Source organism: Phaeobacter gallaeciensis DSM 26640, assembly GCF_000511385.1.
Classification (GTDB): domain Bacteria; phylum Pseudomonadota; class Alphaproteobacteria; order Rhodobacterales; family Rhodobacteraceae; genus Phaeobacter; species Phaeobacter gallaeciensis.
The window spans coordinates 3,740,837-3,758,323 of sequence record NC_023137.1 but is presented as its reverse complement, the minus strand read 5'-3'; the positions used below and the strand labels follow the sequence as shown (position 1 = coordinate 3,758,323).

20 protein-coding genes are annotated in these 17,487 nt (G+C 60.0%); 7 read left to right on the top strand and 13 right to left on the bottom strand.

What is annotated here, in order from left to right; translation table 11 throughout:
- Positions 1-68 precede the first annotated feature (68 nt).
- Genes hutI through hutU form a run of 4 tightly spaced genes read left to right on the top strand, consistent with a single transcriptional unit; the run spans position 69 to position 5,270 of the window.
- Positions 69-1,283 carry an imidazolonepropionase gene (hutI, locus tag GAL_RS18115; RefSeq protein WP_024098997.1) on the top strand — a complete coding sequence of 405 codons (1,215 nt, stop codon included), beginning with the start codon at positions 69-71 and terminating at the stop codon, positions 1,281-1,283.
- A gap of 5 nt (positions 1,284-1,288) precedes the next feature.
- The gene (gene hutH, locus GAL_RS18110; RefSeq protein WP_040104321.1) at positions 1,289-2,812 is read left to right on the top strand and encodes a histidine ammonia-lyase; all 1,524 of its coding nucleotides are present in this window, start codon (positions 1,289-1,291) and stop codon (positions 2,810-2,812) included.
- Entirely contained in the window at positions 2,809-3,594 is a 786-nt protein-coding gene (gene hutG / locus GAL_RS18105; protein WP_024098995.1) for an N-formylglutamate deformylase, read from the top strand. Before hutH ends, hutG begins: the two co-directional genes overlap by 4 nt.
- The gene (gene hutU / locus GAL_RS18100; protein WP_024098994.1) at positions 3,591-5,270 is read left to right on the top strand and encodes a urocanate hydratase; all 1,680 of its coding nucleotides are present in this window, start codon (positions 3,591-3,593) and stop codon (positions 5,268-5,270) included. Before hutG ends, hutU begins: the two co-directional genes overlap by 4 nt.
- Positions 5,271-5,457: 187 nt before the next feature.
- On the opposite strand, the gene dapD is transcribed toward hutU, so the two are convergent.
- From dapD to GAL_RS18085, 3 genes are all read right to left on the bottom strand, one after another.
- On the bottom strand, positions 5,458-6,285 hold the full coding sequence (dapD, locus tag GAL_RS18095) for a 2,3,4,5-tetrahydropyridine-2,6-dicarboxylate N-succinyltransferase (protein WP_024098993.1): 828 nt from the start codon (positions 6,283-6,285) through the stop codon (positions 5,458-5,460).
- A 113-nt stretch (positions 6,286-6,398) separates the two neighbouring features.
- Entirely contained in the window at positions 6,399-7,004 is a 606-nt protein-coding gene (locus GAL_RS18090) for a GntR family transcriptional regulator (protein ID WP_024098992.1), read from the bottom strand.
- A 48-nt stretch (positions 7,005-7,052) separates the two neighbouring features.
- Entirely contained in the window at positions 7,053-7,997 is a 945-nt protein-coding gene (locus GAL_RS18085; RefSeq protein ID WP_040104297.1) for a threonine/serine dehydratase, read from the bottom strand.
- Between the two features lie 193 nt (positions 7,998-8,190).
- Between GAL_RS18085 and GAL_RS18080 the strand changes: the two genes are divergently transcribed.
- Positions 8,191-9,039, top strand: a complete 849-nt coding sequence (locus GAL_RS18080; protein ID WP_024098990.1) for an LOG family protein — start codon at positions 8,191-8,193, stop codon at positions 9,037-9,039.
- 65 nt (positions 9,040-9,104) lie between these two features.
- Here GAL_RS18080 and GAL_RS18075 read toward each other — a convergent pair whose 3' ends face one another.
- Together GAL_RS18075 and GAL_RS22555 are read right to left on the bottom strand one after the other, a co-directional pair.
- Positions 9,105-9,314 carry a hypothetical protein gene (locus GAL_RS18075; protein WP_024098989.1) on the bottom strand — a complete coding sequence of 70 codons (210 nt, stop codon included), beginning with the start codon at positions 9,312-9,314 and terminating at the stop codon, positions 9,105-9,107.
- A 25-nt stretch (positions 9,315-9,339) separates the two neighbouring features.
- Complete coding sequence (locus GAL_RS22555) at positions 9,340-9,774, bottom strand: hypothetical protein (RefSeq protein WP_145957943.1); 435 nt, start codon at positions 9,772-9,774, stop codon at positions 9,340-9,342.
- On the opposite strand from GAL_RS22555, the gene GAL_RS18070 reads away from it, so the two are divergent.
- A complete protein-coding gene (locus GAL_RS18070; protein WP_024098988.1) occupies positions 9,775-11,016 on the top strand; it encodes a M12 family metallopeptidase in 1,242 nt (413 codons plus the stop codon).
- A gap of 30 nt (positions 11,017-11,046) precedes the next feature.
- Here GAL_RS18070 and rlmN read toward each other — a convergent pair whose 3' ends face one another.
- The 3 genes from rlmN to GAL_RS18055 form a co-directional block, all read right to left on the bottom strand.
- A complete protein-coding gene (gene rlmN / locus GAL_RS18065) occupies positions 11,047-12,231 on the bottom strand; it encodes a 23S rRNA (adenine(2503)-C(2))-methyltransferase RlmN (RefSeq protein WP_024098987.1) in 1,185 nt (394 codons plus the stop codon).
- A 95-nt stretch (positions 12,232-12,326) separates the two neighbouring features.
- A complete protein-coding gene (locus tag GAL_RS18060) occupies positions 12,327-12,710 on the bottom strand; it encodes a lysozyme inhibitor LprI family protein (RefSeq protein ID WP_024098986.1) in 384 nt (127 codons plus the stop codon).
- Between the two features lie 115 nt (positions 12,711-12,825).
- On the bottom strand, positions 12,826-13,356 hold the full coding sequence (locus GAL_RS18055) for an invasion associated locus B family protein (RefSeq protein ID WP_024098985.1): 531 nt from the start codon (positions 13,354-13,356) through the stop codon (positions 12,826-12,828).
- A gap of 174 nt (positions 13,357-13,530) precedes the next feature.
- Here GAL_RS18055 and GAL_RS18050 point away from each other — a divergent pair, with 174 nt between their 5' ends.
- On the top strand, positions 13,531-14,529 hold the full coding sequence (locus GAL_RS18050; protein WP_024098984.1) for an asparaginase: 999 nt from the start codon (positions 13,531-13,533) through the stop codon (positions 14,527-14,529).
- A gap of 61 nt (positions 14,530-14,590) precedes the next feature.
- Here the strand turns inward: GAL_RS18050 and GAL_RS18045 are convergent, their stop codons facing one another.
- The 5 genes from GAL_RS18045 to serB all read right to left on the bottom strand — a co-directional run bounded on the left by GAL_RS18045 (position 14,591) and on the right by serB (position 17,435).
- Complete coding sequence (locus GAL_RS18045) at positions 14,591-14,905, bottom strand: YciI family protein (RefSeq protein ID WP_024098983.1); 315 nt, start codon at positions 14,903-14,905, stop codon at positions 14,591-14,593.
- Between the two features lie 62 nt (positions 14,906-14,967).
- Positions 14,968-15,396 carry an SRPBCC family protein gene (locus GAL_RS18040; protein ID WP_024098982.1) on the bottom strand — a complete coding sequence of 143 codons (429 nt, stop codon included), beginning with the start codon at positions 15,394-15,396 and terminating at the stop codon, positions 14,968-14,970.
- Entirely contained in the window at positions 15,393-15,713 is a 321-nt protein-coding gene (locus tag GAL_RS18035; RefSeq protein WP_024098981.1) for an ArsR/SmtB family transcription factor, read from the bottom strand. The genes GAL_RS18040 and GAL_RS18035 overlap by 4 nt, the downstream gene beginning before the upstream one ends.
- 98 nt (positions 15,714-15,811) lie before the next feature.
- Entirely contained in the window at positions 15,812-16,570 is a 759-nt protein-coding gene (locus GAL_RS18030) for a TSUP family transporter (RefSeq protein WP_024098980.1), read from the bottom strand.
- Positions 16,571-16,574: 4 nt separating this feature from the next.
- Positions 16,575-17,435 carry a phosphoserine phosphatase SerB gene (gene serB / locus GAL_RS18025; RefSeq protein ID WP_024098979.1) on the bottom strand — a complete coding sequence of 287 codons (861 nt, stop codon included), beginning with the start codon at positions 17,433-17,435 and terminating at the stop codon, positions 16,575-16,577.
- Between the last annotated feature and the right edge of the window lie 52 nt (positions 17,436-17,487).

The following is a 17,487-nucleotide window of genomic DNA, read 5'->3' as shown; positions in this document are numbered from 1 at the left end:
TCTTATGTATAGACATAAAGATATTAGATTCATACATTACGCCTATCAAGCGTTTTTGTGAGGATGCCATGGACAGCTCCCAATCCTATCTGATCTGTGATGCGACACTGGCAACGATGGTCGGTAGTGATCCTGCCTACGGGTTGGTTCCTGATGGCTTGATTGTTGTTCAAGACGGCTGGATCCGTTGGTCGGGGCCTGAGGCGCAGCTGCCCAAGGACTATGCCGATTGGCCACGCGTCTCGATGGGCGGCAGACTGGTGACGCCAGGTCTGATCGACTGCCACACCCATATCGTCTTTGGCGGCAACCGGGCGATGGAGTTCGAGATGCGTCTGAATGGTGCCTCCTACGAGGAGGTCGCCCGTGCTGGTGGTGGCATCGTCTCAACCGTGTCGGCCACCCGCGAGGCCTCGCTGGAGGATCTGGTGCAGGGCGCGCTGCCGCGTTTGGATGCGCTGATCGCCGAGGGCGCCACGGTGGTGGAGGTGAAATCCGGCTACGGGCTGGACCGCAAGACCGAGCTGAACATGCTGCGTGCTGCCCGTCGGCTGGGCGAACTGCGCCCGATCACGGTGAAAACCACTTTCCTTGGCGCCCATGCTACGCCCGGCGAATACAAGGGCCGCGACGATGAGTATATCAACGAGGTCTGCATCCCCACCCTGCGCGCCGCCCATGCGGAGGGTCTGGTGGATGCGGTCGACGGCTTCTGCGAGAATATCGCCTTTGCACCTGCCCAGATCGAGCGCGTCTTTAAAGTCGCGCAGGAACTGGGCCTGCCGGTGAAACTGCACGCCGAACAGCTGAGTCATCAGGGCGGCACCGTTCTGGCCGCGCAATACGGCGCGTTGTCAGTCGATCACGTGGAATATGCCACCGAGGACGACGCCAAAGCGATGGCTACCTCCGGCTCGGTCGCGGTGATCCTGCCCGGTGCGTTCTACACCATCCGCGAAACCCAGGCGCCGCCGATCGGCCACTTCCGCACCCACGGCGTACCGATGGCGCTGGCGACAGACTGCAATCCCGGCTCTTCGCCGCTGACCTCCTTGCTGCTGACGATGAATATGGGCTGCACCCTGTTCCGCATGACGCCGGAAGAGACGCTGGCAGGCGTCACACACAATGCCGCCCGCGCGCTGGGGCTGACGGATCGTGGTCAAATCGCTGCCGATATGCGCGCCGATCTGGCGGTCTGGGACGTGGAAACCCCTGCCGAGCTTGCTTACCGCATCGGTTTCAACCCGCTTCACACCCGTATTTATGAGGGCAAACAATGACCGAGATAATTCAGATGGTTCCGGGCACAGTGACCCTGTCCACGCTGGAAACTATCTACCGCAACCTGACCCCGGCCAAGCTGGACGCCTCTGCCCGTGAACCGGTGGAGGCCGCCGCGCAGATGGTCGCGGATGCCGCTGCGGGCGAGGACGCCGTCTATGGCATCAACACCGGCTTCGGCAAGCTGGCCTCGACCAAGATCGCACCGGAAGACACCGCCACCCTGCAGCGCAACCTGATCCTCAGCCATTGCTGCGGGGTGGGGGAGGCGCTGCCGGAAGACAAGACCCGGCTGATGATGACGCTGAAACTCCTGTCGATGGGCCGTGGTGCCTCGGGCGTGCGCTGGCTGGTGATTGCGCAGATCGAGCAGATGCTGGAGCGCGGCGTGGTGCCGGTGATCCCGTCGCAGGGGTCCGTGGGCGCCTCCGGCGACCTGGCGCCGCTGGCGCATATGGCGGCGGCGATGATCGGGGCAGGGGAGGCCACATACGAAGGCACCCGCATGTCCAGCGCAGAAGCGTTGAAAAAGGCCGGGTTAGAGCCGATTGTGCTGGGGCCCAAGGAAGGCTTGGGGTTGATCAACGGCACCCAGTTTTCAACCGCCTGTGCGCTCGCCGGACTGTTTGACGCCTGGCGCATGGCAGAGGCGTCGATGGCAATCGCGTCGCTGAGCACGGACGCGATTATGGGCTCCACTGCGCCGCTGATCGCCGATATCCACACATTGCGCGGCCATGCCGGGCAGATCGACGTTGCGCAACAGATGCGCGGGATCATGGACGGTTCCGAGATCCGCGAGAGCCACCGAGAGGGCGACACCAGGGTGCAGGACCCCTATTGCATCCGCTGCCAGCCGCAGGTGGTCGGCGCGGCGCTGGACGTGCTGCGGATGGCCGCCAAGACGCTGGAGATCGAGGCCAACGCTGTCACCGACAATCCACTGGTGCTGGTGAACGAAGGCCGCATTGTCTCGGGCGGGAACTTTCACGCCGAATACGTGGGTTTTGCCGCTGACCAGATCGCGCTGGCCGTCGCCGAAATCGGCGCCATTGCACAGCGCCGGGTGGCGCTGATGGTGGATCCGACCCTCAGCCACGATCTGCCGCCGTTCCTGACCCCTGATCCGGGTCTGAATTCCGGCTTCATGATTGCCGAGGTAACCACCGCCGCGCTGATGAGCGAGAATAAGCATCTCGCCAACCCTTGCGTCACCGACTCGACGCCGACGTCCGCCAACCAGGAGGACCACGTGTCGATGGCTGCTCACGGCGCGCTGCGGCTGGGACGGATGAACGCCAACCTGTCGGTGATCCTGGGCGTCGAAATGCTCTGTGCTGCGCAAGGGGTGGAGGCACGGGCGCCGCTGCAAACCTCCGCGCGCCTGCAGGACGTTCTGGGCATGCTGCGCGCGGACATTCCCGCGCTGGCAGAGGACCGCTATCTGGCACCGGACATCGAAACGGCCAGCGCGATGGTGCGCGCGGGCCGCGTGGCGGATGCCGCCGGCGTGAAGGTGACGGCATGATCGAAGTGACCCGAGGCAACTCCCCGCTGGTGCTGGGATTGCCCCACACCGGCACCGATGTGCCCCCGGACATTTGGGACTGCCTGAACGAGACCGGCAGGGCGCTGGCGGACACCGACTGGCATATCCACGACCTCTACGCGGGACTGGTTGAGGAGGTGACAACCGTTCGCACCCCCATCCATCGCTATGCGATCGACGTGAACCGCGATCCCGCCGGTATCAGTCTCTATCCAGGGCAAAACACCACCACTCTGGTGCCGCTCACGGATTTTGACGGGCTGCCGATCTGGCAGGAGGGCAAGGAGCCCGATGAGGCGGAAATCACCCGCCGCCGTGATGCCTATCACGCGCCCTACCACGCGGCGCTGATGGCGGAGCTGGAGCGGGTGAAGGCGATCCACGGCTTTGCCATACTGTACGATTGCCATTCGATCCGCGGCGACATTCCGTTCCTGTTCGAAGGCCGCCTGCCTGATTTCAACACCGGCACCAACATGGGTGAAACCTGTGACGCGTCGATCGAAGCCCTGACCGTGGCCCATTGCGAGGCAGCGGAGGGCTATTCCTCGGTCCTGAATGGCCGTTTCAAGGGCGGCTGGACCACCCGCCACTACGGGCGCCCTGCGGACGGGCTGCACGCCATCCAGATGGAGCTGGCGCAGGCCACCTACTGCCAGGAAAGCCCCCCCTGGACCTATCTGCCGGAGCGCGCGGAACATCTGCGCGCGCATCTCACCAAAATCCTGATTGATCTCAAAAACTGGAGGCCCTCGGCATGAGCGATCCCCGCAAGAACACCCGCGACATCTTTCCGCCCACCGGTTCGGAAATCACCGCCAAGTCCTGGATGACCGAGGCGCCGATGCGGATGATGATGAACAACCTGCATCCCGATGTGGCCGAAAACCCGCATGAGCTGGTGGTTTACGGCGGCATCGGCCGCGCCGCGCGCACCTGGAAGGACTTCGACCTGATCGTCGAGACCCTGAAGACCCTTGAGGAAGACCAGACCCTGATGGTGCAGTCCGGCAAGCCGGTCGGCGTCTTTCAGACCCACAAGGACGCGCCCCGCGTGCTGATCGCCAACTCCAACCTGGTGCCGCATTGGGCCAACTGGGACCACTTCAACGAGCTCGATAAGAAGGGCCTGATGATGTACGGTCAGATGACGGCCGGCTCGTGGATTTACATCGGCACGCAAGGAATCGTGCAGGGCACCTATGAGACCTTTGCCGAAGCGGGCCGTCAGCACTATGGCGGCAGCCTCAAGGGCAAGTGGATCCTGACCGGCGGCCTCGGCGGTATGGGCGGCGCGCAGCCGCTGGCGGCGGTCTTTGCCGGGGCATCCTGCCTGGCCGTGGAGTGCAACCCGGACAGCATCGACTTCCGCCTGCGCACGAAATACCTGGACGAGAAGGCCGAAACCCTGGACGAAGCGCTGGAGATGATCGAGCGCTGGACGAAAGCGGGCGATGCGAAATCCGTGGGCCTCTTGGGCAATGCGGCAGAGATTTTCCCGGAGTTGGTGAAGCGCGCGGAAGCAGGCGGCATCCGCCCCGATATTGTGACGGACCAGACCTCTGCCCATGATCCGGTGAACGGCTACCTGCCGTTGGGCTGGACTATGGGGGAATGGAAAGAGCGCCGCGAGAGCGACAAGAAAGCGGTGGAAAAGGCTGCCCGTGCCTCGATGAAGGTGCAGGTCAAGGCGATGTGCGATTTCCACGCGATGGGCGTGCCCACAGTGGATTACGGCAACAACATCCGTCAGATGGCGCTGGAGGAGGGGCTGGAGAACGCCTTTGACTTCCCCGGCTTTGTGCCCGCCTATATCCGCCCGTTGTTCTGCAAGGGCATCGGCCCGTTCCGCTGGTGCGCGCTGTCGGGCGATCCGGAGGACATCCGCAAGACCGACGCCAAGATGAAGGAGCTGTTCCCCGAGAACGAAGGCCTGCACCGCTGGCTGGACATGGCGCAGGAGCGCATTGCCTTCCAGGGCCTGCCCGCGCGGATCTGCTGGATCGGCCTCGGCGACCGCCACAAGGCGGGCCTCGCCTTCAACGAAATGGTTCGGAATGGTGAGTTGTCGGCGCCGGTCGTCATCGGCCGCGACCATCTGGACTCCGGCTCCGTCGCCTCGCCCAACCGCGAGACCGAGGCGATGATGGACGGCTCTGATGCGGTGTCCGACTGGCCGCTGCTGAACGCGCTGCTGAACACCGCATCGGGTGCCACATGGGTGTCGCTGCACCATGGCGGCGGCGTTGGTATGGGCTTCTCGCAGCACTCCGGGGTGGTGATCTGCTGCGACGGCAGCGAGGACGCCGACCGCCGCATTGGCCGGGTGCTGTGGAACGATCCGGCGACTGGCGTCATGCGCCATGCGGATGCAGGCTATGACATCGCCAAGGACTGCGCACGCGAGCACGGGCTGAACCTGCCTGGTATCCTCTGAGGTCAAAGGGGCTCTGCCCCTCCGGCCTTAGGGCCTCACCCCGGAGTACTTGGAGAAAGGTGACATGTAGCCCCCTGTCATCTTTCCAGAAAATACTCTGGGGTCCGGGGCAAAGCCCCGGTCATGACAAAAGAAAACGCGCCCCGTTTTGCAGGGCGCGTTCCGTTTGACAGGCTGTGCTGCGCACTCAGTCGCGCAGCAGCTCGTTGATTCCAGTCTTGGAGCGGGTCTTCTCATCGACACGCTTCACGATCACAGCACAATAAAGGTTAATGCCGTTTTTCGACGGCATTGAGCCTGCGACGACAACCGAATAAGGCGGCACTTCGCCGTACATGACTTCGCCGGTTTCACGATCAACGATCTTGGTAGACTGACCGATAAAGACGCCCATGCCCAGAACCGAGCCTTCACGCACGATGCAGCCTTCGACCACTTCGGAGCGTGCCCCGATAAAGCAATTGTTCTCAATGATCGTGGGACCGGCCTGCATTGGCTCCAGAACGCCACCGATACCAACGCCACCGGACAGATGCACGTTCTTGCCGATTTGGGCACAGGAGCCAACGGTTGCCCAGGTGTCCACCATGGTGCCTTCATCGACGTGAGCGCCCAAGTTCACGAAGGACGGCATCAGAACAACGCCTGGCGCGATGTAGGCGGATTTGCGGACCACGCAATTGGGCACCGCACGGAAACCGGCCTCTTTCCACTGGGCTTCACCCCAGCCCTTGAATTTGCTGTCGACCTTGTCCCACCAGCCAGAGCCTTGCGGGCCGCCGGATTGTTCTTCCATATCCTTGATGCGGAAGCCCAGCAGCACAGCCTTCTTGGCCCATTGGTTAACATGCCAGTCGCCACTGTCCTGACGCTCAGCCACACGCAGCTTGCCGGAGTCCAATGCGTTAAGGGTTTCTTCGATCGCATCGCGCTGCTCACCTGTGGTGGCGGATGTGATGGTATCACGGGCCTCCCAAGCGGCCTCAATTGCGGTTTCCAGCTGAGCGTTGGACATCAGGGGTCTCTCCGGCGTGTGGTTGGTTTCGCCGCTACATACCCTCATTTTATCGCGGGGTCATGTGCGGATTGCGTCAATATTCCCCTCCGCAGCGGCCAATCACTTCTGAGCTAGCGAACGCGGCGCAGATGGCGGCGCAGAATATCACAGGCGGTGGTCACATCCTTGCGGCGCATGGCCTGCACGATCAAGGCATGATCCGTATCGGCGCGCTGGCTCCAGCGATGCTTCCAGTTGGCAAAGAGGTGGCGGGCGGAGGCGATATGCAGATCATCAATGGTCGCAAGCAGACGTGGCATGCCACAGGGCGACAGGATCACCCGATGAAAGGCCCGGTTTTTCTGCTCCCAATCAGCCATATCGGTCGCGGCGTCGCAGGCGAGTCTTGCGGTATCTGCGGCCGCCAGCTCATCCGGGCCGAGGTGTGCAAATGCATTCTGCAAGGCCAGCAGCTCTAGCGAGACACGCATTTCGATGACCTCACGTATTTCAGATGGGTCCAGAGCGGTCACCCGCATTCCCCGGCGCGGAATGGACTTGGCAAGCCCGTGTGCTTCCAGCCGCAGGAGTGCCTCGCGGACCGGCACATGGCTGGCGTTAAACTCACGCGCGATATGATCCTGGCGCAACTTCTCACCCGCAGGCAGCGCGCCGGTGACAATCCGTTCGCTCAACGCATGATAGATACGGTCAGAGATTGTGGCGCTAACACTCATGATACAGCACCGCAACATCGATGAGAGAGCCAATTTCCAACACAACACTCACGCAGGTACATTCGGCACCTCCAGCGGATCATGGGCAATATTGCCTCCACAGAGAAGCACAGCGACCCGCTCATCCGGGGCAGGCTGGTAGGCGCCGCTGGTCAGCGCTGCCAACGCAGTTGCACCTGCTGGCTCCACCAGCAGTCGGCGCTCCTGCCATAGTTTGTTCTGCGCTGCGCTAATGGCCTCATCCGACACGGTGAGCGAGGTCATGGTATTAGATTGACCCTGTGCCAGCTCATAACAGATGGTTCCGATTCGCCGAGCACCAAGCGCATTTGCAGCAACACCCGACACTTCGACATCAATCGGCGCGCCAGCCGCAAGCGCTGCATTCAGGGCCGAACTGGTTTCCGGCTCCACTGCCACGATCTTCTTCGATCCACCATACCAGGCCATCGCGCCAGCGATAAGGCCGCCGCCGCCTACAGCGATCAGCAGCGTATCCGCCTCCAGACCTTGGGCATCCCATTCCGCAAAACAGGTCCCCTGACCAATCACCGTTGCAGCTGCATCATAGGCATGGACCTGCATGGCACCTGTCTGCTGTTCGTAAGCCTGCGCCTGCTCTAGCGCATTGGCATAGGCACCCGGCACAACCTTCAGATCGGCGCCACAGGCCCGGATCAGCGCAGTTTTTGCAGGGCCTGCCATCTCAGGCACATAAACGCGCGCGCGCATCCCAAGCCGCTTTGCCGCATAAGCCACCGCTGCACCGTGATTGCCGCCGGATGCCGCGACCAGCCCTGCATCCGGCACAGATCCGCCCAACAATGTGTTGAAGGCACCCCGCGCCTTGAAGCTGCCGGTGTGCTGCATATGCTCCAGCTTCAGTGAGATTGGGTAATCCAATCCAAAACCGGTGGTTTCGAGTATCGGTGTGCGTTGAATATACGGGCGGATCCGCATGTCAGCGGCCCTGATATCCTGCGTCCAATGCATATGCTGTCCCCTTTTGCCCTCGGCGCGCTGACCGTAAGCCCTGTACCGGCGGGTGCAAGCCCTCGTTGCACCTGACCAAGCTTCACTGCGGATCACCTTCGTATCGGCACGCCATTCCGGACTGGCGCCACGACGGCCAAAGCAGTAGAACTGAAACTCCGCTTTCTTTCAGAATTAACACAGTAGGTTTGCAATGAATGATGATCGCCACAGCCGATTCCGGGATGCACATTCTGACAGGGATCGCGCCGAGCATGTGCCATCGACACCGCAGACCGAGTCTCCCGCGTATCGCCTGGCGTTCGCAGATAACGATTTTCTCTGTCGCGACGAGCTGCGCCCGGTGCGGTTGCAGCTGGAGCTTTTGAAACCCCAGCTCATGCTGGATGAACATGGTATTGAAAGCACAATCGTCATGTTTGGTGGTGCCAGGATCCCAGCCCCAAAGGACAAGGATCAAGCGCGCACCAAGACATTGCGTGACCTGTCGCATTTCTACGATGAAGCCCGCAAATTTGCGAAGCTAATGACCGAAAAATCCATGGCCACCGGCGGCAAGAATGATGTCATCGTCACCGGCGGTGGACCGGGTGTGATGGAGGCAGGCAATCGTGGCGCGATCGATGCCGGGGGGGCCTCGGTTGGCCTCAATATCGTACTGCCGCATGAGCAGGCGCCGAATGAATATGTGACACCCGACCTGTGTTTCAACTTCCATTATTTTGCGATCCGGAAGATGCATTTTCTGATGCGTGCACGGGCCATCACCGTTTTCCCTGGTGGCTTTGGTACCCTGGATGAGATGTTTGAAACCCTGACACTTATTCAGACCGGCCGGATGGAGCGTGTGCCGTTCCTGTTGTTCGGCCGTGCCTTCTGGGAGAAGATCATCAATTGGGAGGCGTTGGCGGATGCCGGCACCATTTCCGAGGAGGATCTTGATCTTTTCCGTTTTGTAGAAACCGCGGAAGAGGCGCTCCACATTATCGACAACTGGGAACCAGCGCCGCCGCGCGACAGCTTGCCCGGGCGCGACGATTGATCATATGACCTTCCCCGTCGCGCAACACATCGCGCGTGGCGGGGACCGGTAAATCTGCAAATAGGTCAGGCAAATTCCGTTGGCAGAACACCCAGCGGCTTGCCATGCGGCAGGCGGGTCAGAATTTGCGACCCTTCAATTTCCTTGATCGCATAGCCGTAGCCGCGCAGGCGGAATTTCCATTCACGCGGGCTGAGCGCCTTGCTGCGTTCTTCGCGCACCAGATCCAAAACGGTGGGCTCAATCGGCGTGGCGGCCGGTGTGTGACGTGCCATGATCTCTTTCCCTTCCATTGACTGTCTACGATTTGGAAACTGTTCTGTCGAAATGGCAGAAATGTACCCTGATTAAGGAAATTTTCGGGCGCCACCCAAACCGCAAGCCATTGAGTGCGGAATCAACAACTGGCAACCGGAGACCGAGAGCCATCAGACTCGCCTCGTAGTATTCAGCCTTTAAAGGATTGCTTTGAATGTGAACTTCCGGCGCAGAAATGCCATCTTCGGACAACTGACAGAAAACTAGCTGTCCAGCCTTTACAACTCTCAAGTATTGCGTTGAACAAGCTGCGTTTTTGCAGGGGAGCGGCAGAAACAGCAGCAGGAGCAGATCAGCGAAGGTTCCATCATTCAAAGCGTTCGCGCGTCCCAAAGCTGCGCAAAAAGTCCCAATCTTGGGCGTATCAGCGCCACATTCATTGACGAGATTGACGGCAACCCAATGTGGAGTGGTCACATGCCAAGAGTCTCGGATTATTCAGCGCTGCTATACTATCTTGATGGTGATCATTTTCGCTGGAACGCCCCTGCAGACCTGGGGACACAGGCTATTGTCACATATAGCTTCACAGAGACCGGTAGCCTTGCCGATCCTGCAGTCAGTGATCCCTATGGCGCGACGGAGTACTGGTCATTTGACGAAGACCAGCGCGATATCTTTCGCGAAGGGCTTTCTCTCTACGAAGACATCTCGGGTATCCGGTTTATTGAAGTCGAAGGCCGGGGCATGATCAATGCGTTTGGCACGACCGGCAGCAGTGCTGGTGGCTGGGCCAATATCGCAATGTCCGGAAATGGTTTCACCGGCAGAGGCGATGTGACCATTGATGCAGATGTCATGACAAAAGGCTCTTATGGCTATGTCACGGTGTTACATGAAATAGGCCATGCGCTCGGACTGCAACACTCGCATGACGGTGGCCTGACACTGGATCACCATGCAGATACGCCCGCGAATACCGTGATGTCCTACAATCATAGCCCTGCCTATGTGACCGAACTGGGCACATTCGACATTCAGGCGATGCAGCACCTTTATGGCGACAGCGACGGTTTTGATGAGTGGGAAATTTTGGGGGGTGGAAACGACCCGATCATCATCCGCAGCACGAATGCCTCTGAAACGGTGATCGGCACCGATCAAAACACCACCATTAATGCCAAGGGCGGCCATGACCACGTTCAGGGCCGTGAAGCAGATGACACGCTGCGCGGCGCGGATGGACGCGACACGATGGTTGGCGGCTTGGGGGAGGATCGCCTATTCGGCGGGAATGGCGCAGACCTCCTGATTGGCGGCACCACAGGCGACGCCTATTCCGGTGGTAGTGATGATGACGTCCTCTACGGCAATCGCGGGCATGACATGCTGCACGGCGGATCCGGCAACGATCACCTTTTGGGTGGTGTTGGCCGCGACACGCTGGTGGGTGGCGACGGCAGCGATACTCTGACCGGTGGCACCGGTGCGGATACCTTCGTTTTTGATCAGGCTGATGCCTTCGACACCAACCGGATCACCGATTTTGGCCGAGGCGCAGATGTGATTGATCTGTCGGGTGTTTGGTTGACCGGTTTGGATCAGCTGGACATCTCAGAAGACAGCGGCACCACCACCATCTCCTATGGCAATTGGTTCGAGCTGGAGCTGACCAATTACTCCGAAACCCTAACCGGGTCGGATTTCATATTCAGTTGAGGCAGCCGGGGACCTGCCTAGAGGTCGAGGTCAGGGGTTGAGCCCCGCCTCGGCCTCAATCTGTTTACGGCTCTTGCGCGCACGCTCGGTTGCGGATTTCAACTGACCACAGGCCGCCAGAATATCTTCACCACGCGGGGTACGGATCGGCGAGGCATAGCCGGCCTGATAAATGATGTTCGCGAACGCATGAATTCGGTTGTTCGAGGAGCGCGTATAGGGTGAGCCGGGCCATTCATTGAATGGGATGAGGTTCACCTTCGCCGGGATCCCCTCGATCAATTCAACAAGGCGATGCGCGTCTTCATCGCTGTCATTCACACCATTCAGCATCACATATTCGAAAGTGATCCGCTCCGAATTGGTCAGACGAGGATAGGCGCGCAGCGCCTCCAGAAGTGCCTCGATATTCCAACGCTTGTTGATTGGCACCAGCTTATCGCGCACCTCATCGGTGGTGGCGTGGAAGGAGACCGCTAGCAGGCAGCCGATTTCTTCAGCGGTGCGGGCAATTTCAGGCACCACGCCGGAGGTCGAGAGGGTAATCCGACGGCGCGACAGGCTGATGCCTTCCGGATCCATGGCGATTTTCATGGCGTCACGCACGTTTTCAAAGTTGTAGAGCGGCTCACCCATGCCCATCAGCACGATGTTCGACAACAGACGCGTCTCGTCCTTGGGGGCTCCGGGCACAGGCCATTCGTCCAGATCGTCACGGGCCATCATGATCTGGCCAACAATTTCAGCGGCGGTCAGATTGCGGACCAGTTTCTGCGTGCCTGTATGGCAGAACGAACAGGTCAGAGTGCAGCCCACCTGCGAGGAAATGCAGAGCGTGCCGCGCCCTTCCTCCGGGATGTAGACCACCTCAACCTCGTGACCGCCTGCGATCCGCACCAGATATTTACGCGTGCCGTCGGTCGAAACCTGCTTGCTCACCACCTCCGGGATCGCGATTTCAAAATGCTCATCCAGATCAGCGCGATAAGCTTTGGCGAGATTGGTCATCTCGGCAAAGTCGCGTTTGCCCCATTGGTAGATCCACTGCCAGATCTGCCCCACGCGCATTTTAGCCTGTTTTTCCGGCGTGCCATGCGCAATCAGGGTGTCGCGCAGCTGGTCGCGGGTCAGGCCCACAAGATTGATCTTGCCGCCCTCTGGCAGTTTGCGGGGCAGGGTCAGGACGTCTTGGGTGATCGGCGCATTGGCGGTCATGGCAAAAAGACTCAGTCTGTTTGGGTGGATGCGGCTCTATATAGGATTCTCAGCGAAGATCAAAAGGAATCCTGCGGATTGACCTTTTCCACCCGCTATCCTGCGTGGTCCATCAGCGCCTCAACCCGACCCCGCGTCAAACTGATACGACAGGACAGAATGGCGATACCGGTTCCTGATCCGCCGCCGAAGGTCGCGCCAACAAAGTCGCAATGCGCATCGCGAAACGCCTCCCACGACTGTTGCGCCGCCTCTAACGCCGGGCCGGCGCTTTGGCGCCCTGTCGTGTGGTCCAGATCGGCGGCCGCCTCACGGGCATAGCCAAGCGCCTGCGACAGAGCGGCGTTCACGCGAATCTGGTCGCCAGTCAAGCAGTCTCGCAGCTCAATCTGAGAGCCGGTATCACTGCATTCCATTGCCGGATCCGCAAGGGCGGGCAGCGGCAGAGCAAGAAGGGCGGAAAGCATGTACTTTTTCATGATGTGCCTGTCCTTTTGTCGTCGCCCAACCGAATGGACATTCTGGTGGTTCAAACACAAAACCCCGGACAAAGGCCGGGGTTTCTAAGCGTTCCGGAACGATGACCGGATGCCCTCAGTTACAGCGCTTTTCTGCGTCTTCGACCGCGGCGGTAAAGCCCAGAAGCGAGAAGGTATCTTTCGTCTGTGTGCCGCGGGCAGAGCGGGCTGTCAGCACAGCCTTGGCACCCCGTTTCATCGCGGTGATGATCTTCGAGTCATCCGCAGCGGTTGCAGGCCAGGCCCATTCGCCTTCGGTAAACAGTTCAAATTCTGTGTCACCCACGGCGAGGTTCACCGTCGACCCCGGAGCAAAAGGATATCCGCCGGTAAAGGTCACCTGACCCTTGTCGCCGGTTTCTGGCCGATAGAAAACAAACAGCTGGATCTTGCCACGGCGCACCGCCTTCACCCGACCATCGCGGGTGTTCACAGTTTCCTTGGGCGCGGAGACACCCCAACATTCCTTGGGGCTTTCGCCTTGGAACACGCTCCAGTCGACATTGCTTGCAACGCGATTGTCAGATTCTGCCTGCTGTGCGGATGCGCTGGTGGCCATTGCGGCCAGACACAGGCCCGCGATGCAGCGGACGAGTTTTGATGTCATTTGTCCCAACTCCAAAGACTGTCGTTACCTCAAATAAGCCAGAGGACATGCGGCGTTGCCTCCGCCGTCTGGTCCCGATCCCCTCGCTTGTGTACTCATACACACTATCGTAACTATCGCCACGTGTGAAAGCCCGTTTTGGCGGGAAATTGCCAACAGGAAAGGCGTTTTGTGATGACCAACCCCGTACCAATGACCGAAGTATGGCGCGGTCCGCTCCTGGAAAGCCTTCATCTCGGCCATGCCGTGGTCTGTAACGCCAAGGGCGAGGTCGTGCGCAGCTGGGGTGATCCGGACGCCGTTATCTACCCTCGCAGCTCAGCCAAAATGATCCAGGCTCTGCCTCTCGTTACATCGGGAGCCGCAGCCAAATACGGTCTAACATCCGAACAGCTGGCGCTGGCTTGCGCGTCACATAACGGGGCTGAAATTCACACCAGCCGTGTCAACGCCTGGCTGGACCAGCTGTCGATGAATGATCATGATTTCCGCTGCGGCCCGCAGCTGCCGGATGATATCCCAGCGCGCAATGCGTTGATCAAGACCGACACCAGCCCCTGTCAGGTACATAACAATTGCTCCGGTAAACACGCAGGTTTTCTGACCTTGGCGCAGCATCTGGGCGCCGGACCAGAATATGTCGAGATCGACCACCCGGTACAGCAAGCCTGCCGCAGCGCCTTTGAGCAAGTGACCGATGAAGCCAGCCCCGGATATGGCATCGACGGCTGTTCCGCACCAAATTTCGCAACCTCTGTAAAAGGACTGGCCCGGGCGATGGCCTGGTTTGCCTCTGCCTCCGACCGATCCGACCGGGACGCAGCTGCCGCACAGCAGCTGGTAGCCGCGATGACCGCACATCCTGAACTGGTGGCCGGGGAAACCCGCGCCTGCACCAACCTGATGCGCGCCATGAACGGCAAGGTTGCTATCAAAACCGGGGCTGAAGCGGTCTTCATCGCTATCCTGCCGGAGCAGAAACTGGGCGTTGCGCTCAAGATCACGGATGGAGCCACCCGCGCCAGCGAATGCGCCATTGCAAGCATCCTGGTGGGGCTGGGTGTTCTAGATGCGGATCATCCAGCAACGCTGAAGTACCGGAATGCCCCGCTGATCAATCGTCGCGGCATCGACTGCGGATCCGTCCGACCATCCGCCGAAATGATGTTCTGAATGCAAATCGCCCCGGCAGCCACATGGCGCCCGGGGCGATGCGTAAGACGATAGTCTGTCCTTACATTTCGATGATTTCGGCCACCTCGACTGAGCCGTCGCCGCTGGCGACCATCGGGCAGCCATTTGCCATTTTACAGGCGGCGTCGATATCGACCGCCTCGACCACAGAATACCCGGAAAGCGGATTGGCACCGCCATTATCCTCAATCCCGGAATGCTGAACCGTCTTGGACATCCCAACGGGGTTTCCGGGCACGACAAGCGCATCGCCCATTTCTCCCATCCAGCTCTTCCACGCGTCCATAACCTTGGCCCCCTCCTCAGGTGACTCAGGTGTCTTGCCGCCGTGATAGGCAAAAATGAATTGTGGCATTGGATACTCCTCTCCCGTTTGGGTCTTCGTTAACAACATGTGCCGGGCATATGACTGCCGGGCTATTGGATCTGAGAGGCCAGTTTGCGCAGGGTCGACTCCCAGCCTTTTTGATGGCCGTCAGCCTGCCCGGAACCGTCCAGGTCGCGGTGATCGACAATCAGACGTGCACCGCTGTCACAAGCCTCAACCGTCAGCGTGACATGGCTCTCATGTCCGCGCACACCGGTCTCGTCGTGCCACCCCCAGGTGAACCCGATGGACTGTGGTGGCCGCACATGGGTCACCACGCCGGAGACATGATAACGATCGCCATCCGCGTTGATCATAACGGTGGACCACGGCCCCTCCTGGCGGAAATTCAACGTATGTTCAGGCACGGTCATCCCCTCCGGCCCCCACCATTGCAGCAGTTTATCCGTCTCGCTGATCCAGGCGAACAGGTGCTCCGGTGACACCGCGAATTCACGCTCCAGTCTGAGATCAGTCATTCCATTTCCTCCCGAAGCGCAGCCTCTAGCCGATCCAAGCTGCTTTGCCAGAATGACTGGCGCGACATGGTCCAATCCGCGATCAGCTTCAGCCCCTCCGGTCGCGCAGAGTACAAGCGGCGCGTTCCATCGGCACGCTGCGCAACCAGCCCCGCCTCCCGCAGGACCTTGAGATGACGCGAGATGGCCGGCGCCGTGATGCCCGATCCGCGGACAAGATCCCCGGCGGGCAATTCGCCGTGTTCCACCAACTGTTCAACGATGGCCATGCGAGTTCCGTCAGAGAGCGCCGAGAAGGATTTCAGAAGCGGTGTCATACGATAACCTTAACACATCCGTTAATTAATGGATAGGTTAATCATTGAAATAACCACAACCATCAGTCAATCATTTGATTTTCAACGGGTTTCACAGATCAAAGCATATCCCATAGCAGCCGCAACGCGAGAATCACCGAGGTGAGAACCAGAAGCGGCTTGATCATCCTTGCACCCTGTTTCTGCGCCATCCCAGCGCCCACACGCGCACCCGCAATCTGCGCAGCACCCATGGCCAGCCCCACACCCCACCAAGGGGTCGCAACAAAGGCAAAGGCCAGAAGCGCGCCAGCGTTGGAGGCGAAATTCAGCAACTTCGTATGTGCGGTCGCCCGCAAGATTCCGAAACCGGCCAGAGACACGAAGCCAAGCATGTAGAAACTGCCGGCCCCAGGCCCCAGAAGACCATCATAGAGTCCGCAGAGCGGCACGATTGTGACTGCAAACAGCGTCGGTGAAAGACGTCGTGCCCTATCGCTGTCGTCCAGGCCCTTCTTGGTGGCAAAGAATACTGCGATTCCGATCAACAACAGCGGCAGAATCCAGCGGATCCAGGTTGTCGGCAGAACGGATATCAGCAACGCGCCGCAGATGGAGGCAATACCGGCAATCAGCGCCGACCCTGCCTGCGCCCGCAAATCCACATGACCGCCGCGGGAATAGCTGATCGCCGCGGTGGCGGCTCCAAACAACCCTTGGATCTTGTTGGTCGCCAGAGCGGTGATGGGGTTGGCCCCCGCCAGCAGCAATACGGGCACTGTGATCAACCCTCCGCCGCCTGCGACCGCATCAATGAACCCAGCCGCAAACCCCGCTGCCATCAACAGCAGCAGGAGATCGAACCCCACTTCGAACATGATATCAGCCTTTGAAATCAGTGAGGGCATAGCCCTGGAGATAAAGCAGGGCCGTCAGATCGCCGTGGTTGATACGGATATCACAGTCTGCGGCTACGGATGGTTTGGCGTGCAAGGCAACCCCTGCACCTGCCCGGCCCAACATGCCGAGATCATTGGCCCCATCACCGACCGCCATGACGTCCGCCTCACTCAAACCAAGGCGGACGGTGATCTGTTCCAGTGCCTCAACCTTGGCGGCGCGCCCCAGAATCGGCATCCCGAAACCATCGGCAACCAGCAACGTATTGGCACGGTTCTCGTCAAAGCTGAGTTGTTCTGCCACCCGCGAGGTGAAGGCGGTGAACCCACCGGACACCAGCGCCGCATAGGCCCCGTCGGCCTTCATCGTAGCCAGCAGCGCGGGTCCACCAGGCATCAAAGTGATGCGACGATCCAGAACCTGAGCAATGACATCGACAGGCAACCCTTTCAGCAGCGCCACGCGCTCCCGAAGGGCACCGTCGAAATCCAATTCACCATTCATGGCGCGCGCGGTGATCTCCTTCACACGCGCACCGACGCCCGCCTCCTCGGCCAGTTCATCAATACACTCTTGCTGGATCATCGTGCTGTCCATATCCGCAAGAAGCATCTTCTTACGACGCCCCTCCGCCTGCTGAATCACCAGATCTACGCCAAGTTCCTGAAGGTCCGCCCAAACCTGCCATTGATTGTCCGGTTGGATATCCAGCGAGAATTCCGCAGCAACATCCGGGGCCAGCCAGAGCACATCGCCACCGCCCCAGGCATTGCGCAGAGACTCGATCAACGCAGGCGCAAGGCAGGGTTTTTTCGGATTGCAAAGCAGGGTGGCAACAAACATCGGCAGGCTCCGTTCGGGCAGGGTTGCGCCCGTCATACGCCTGCCAACCCGC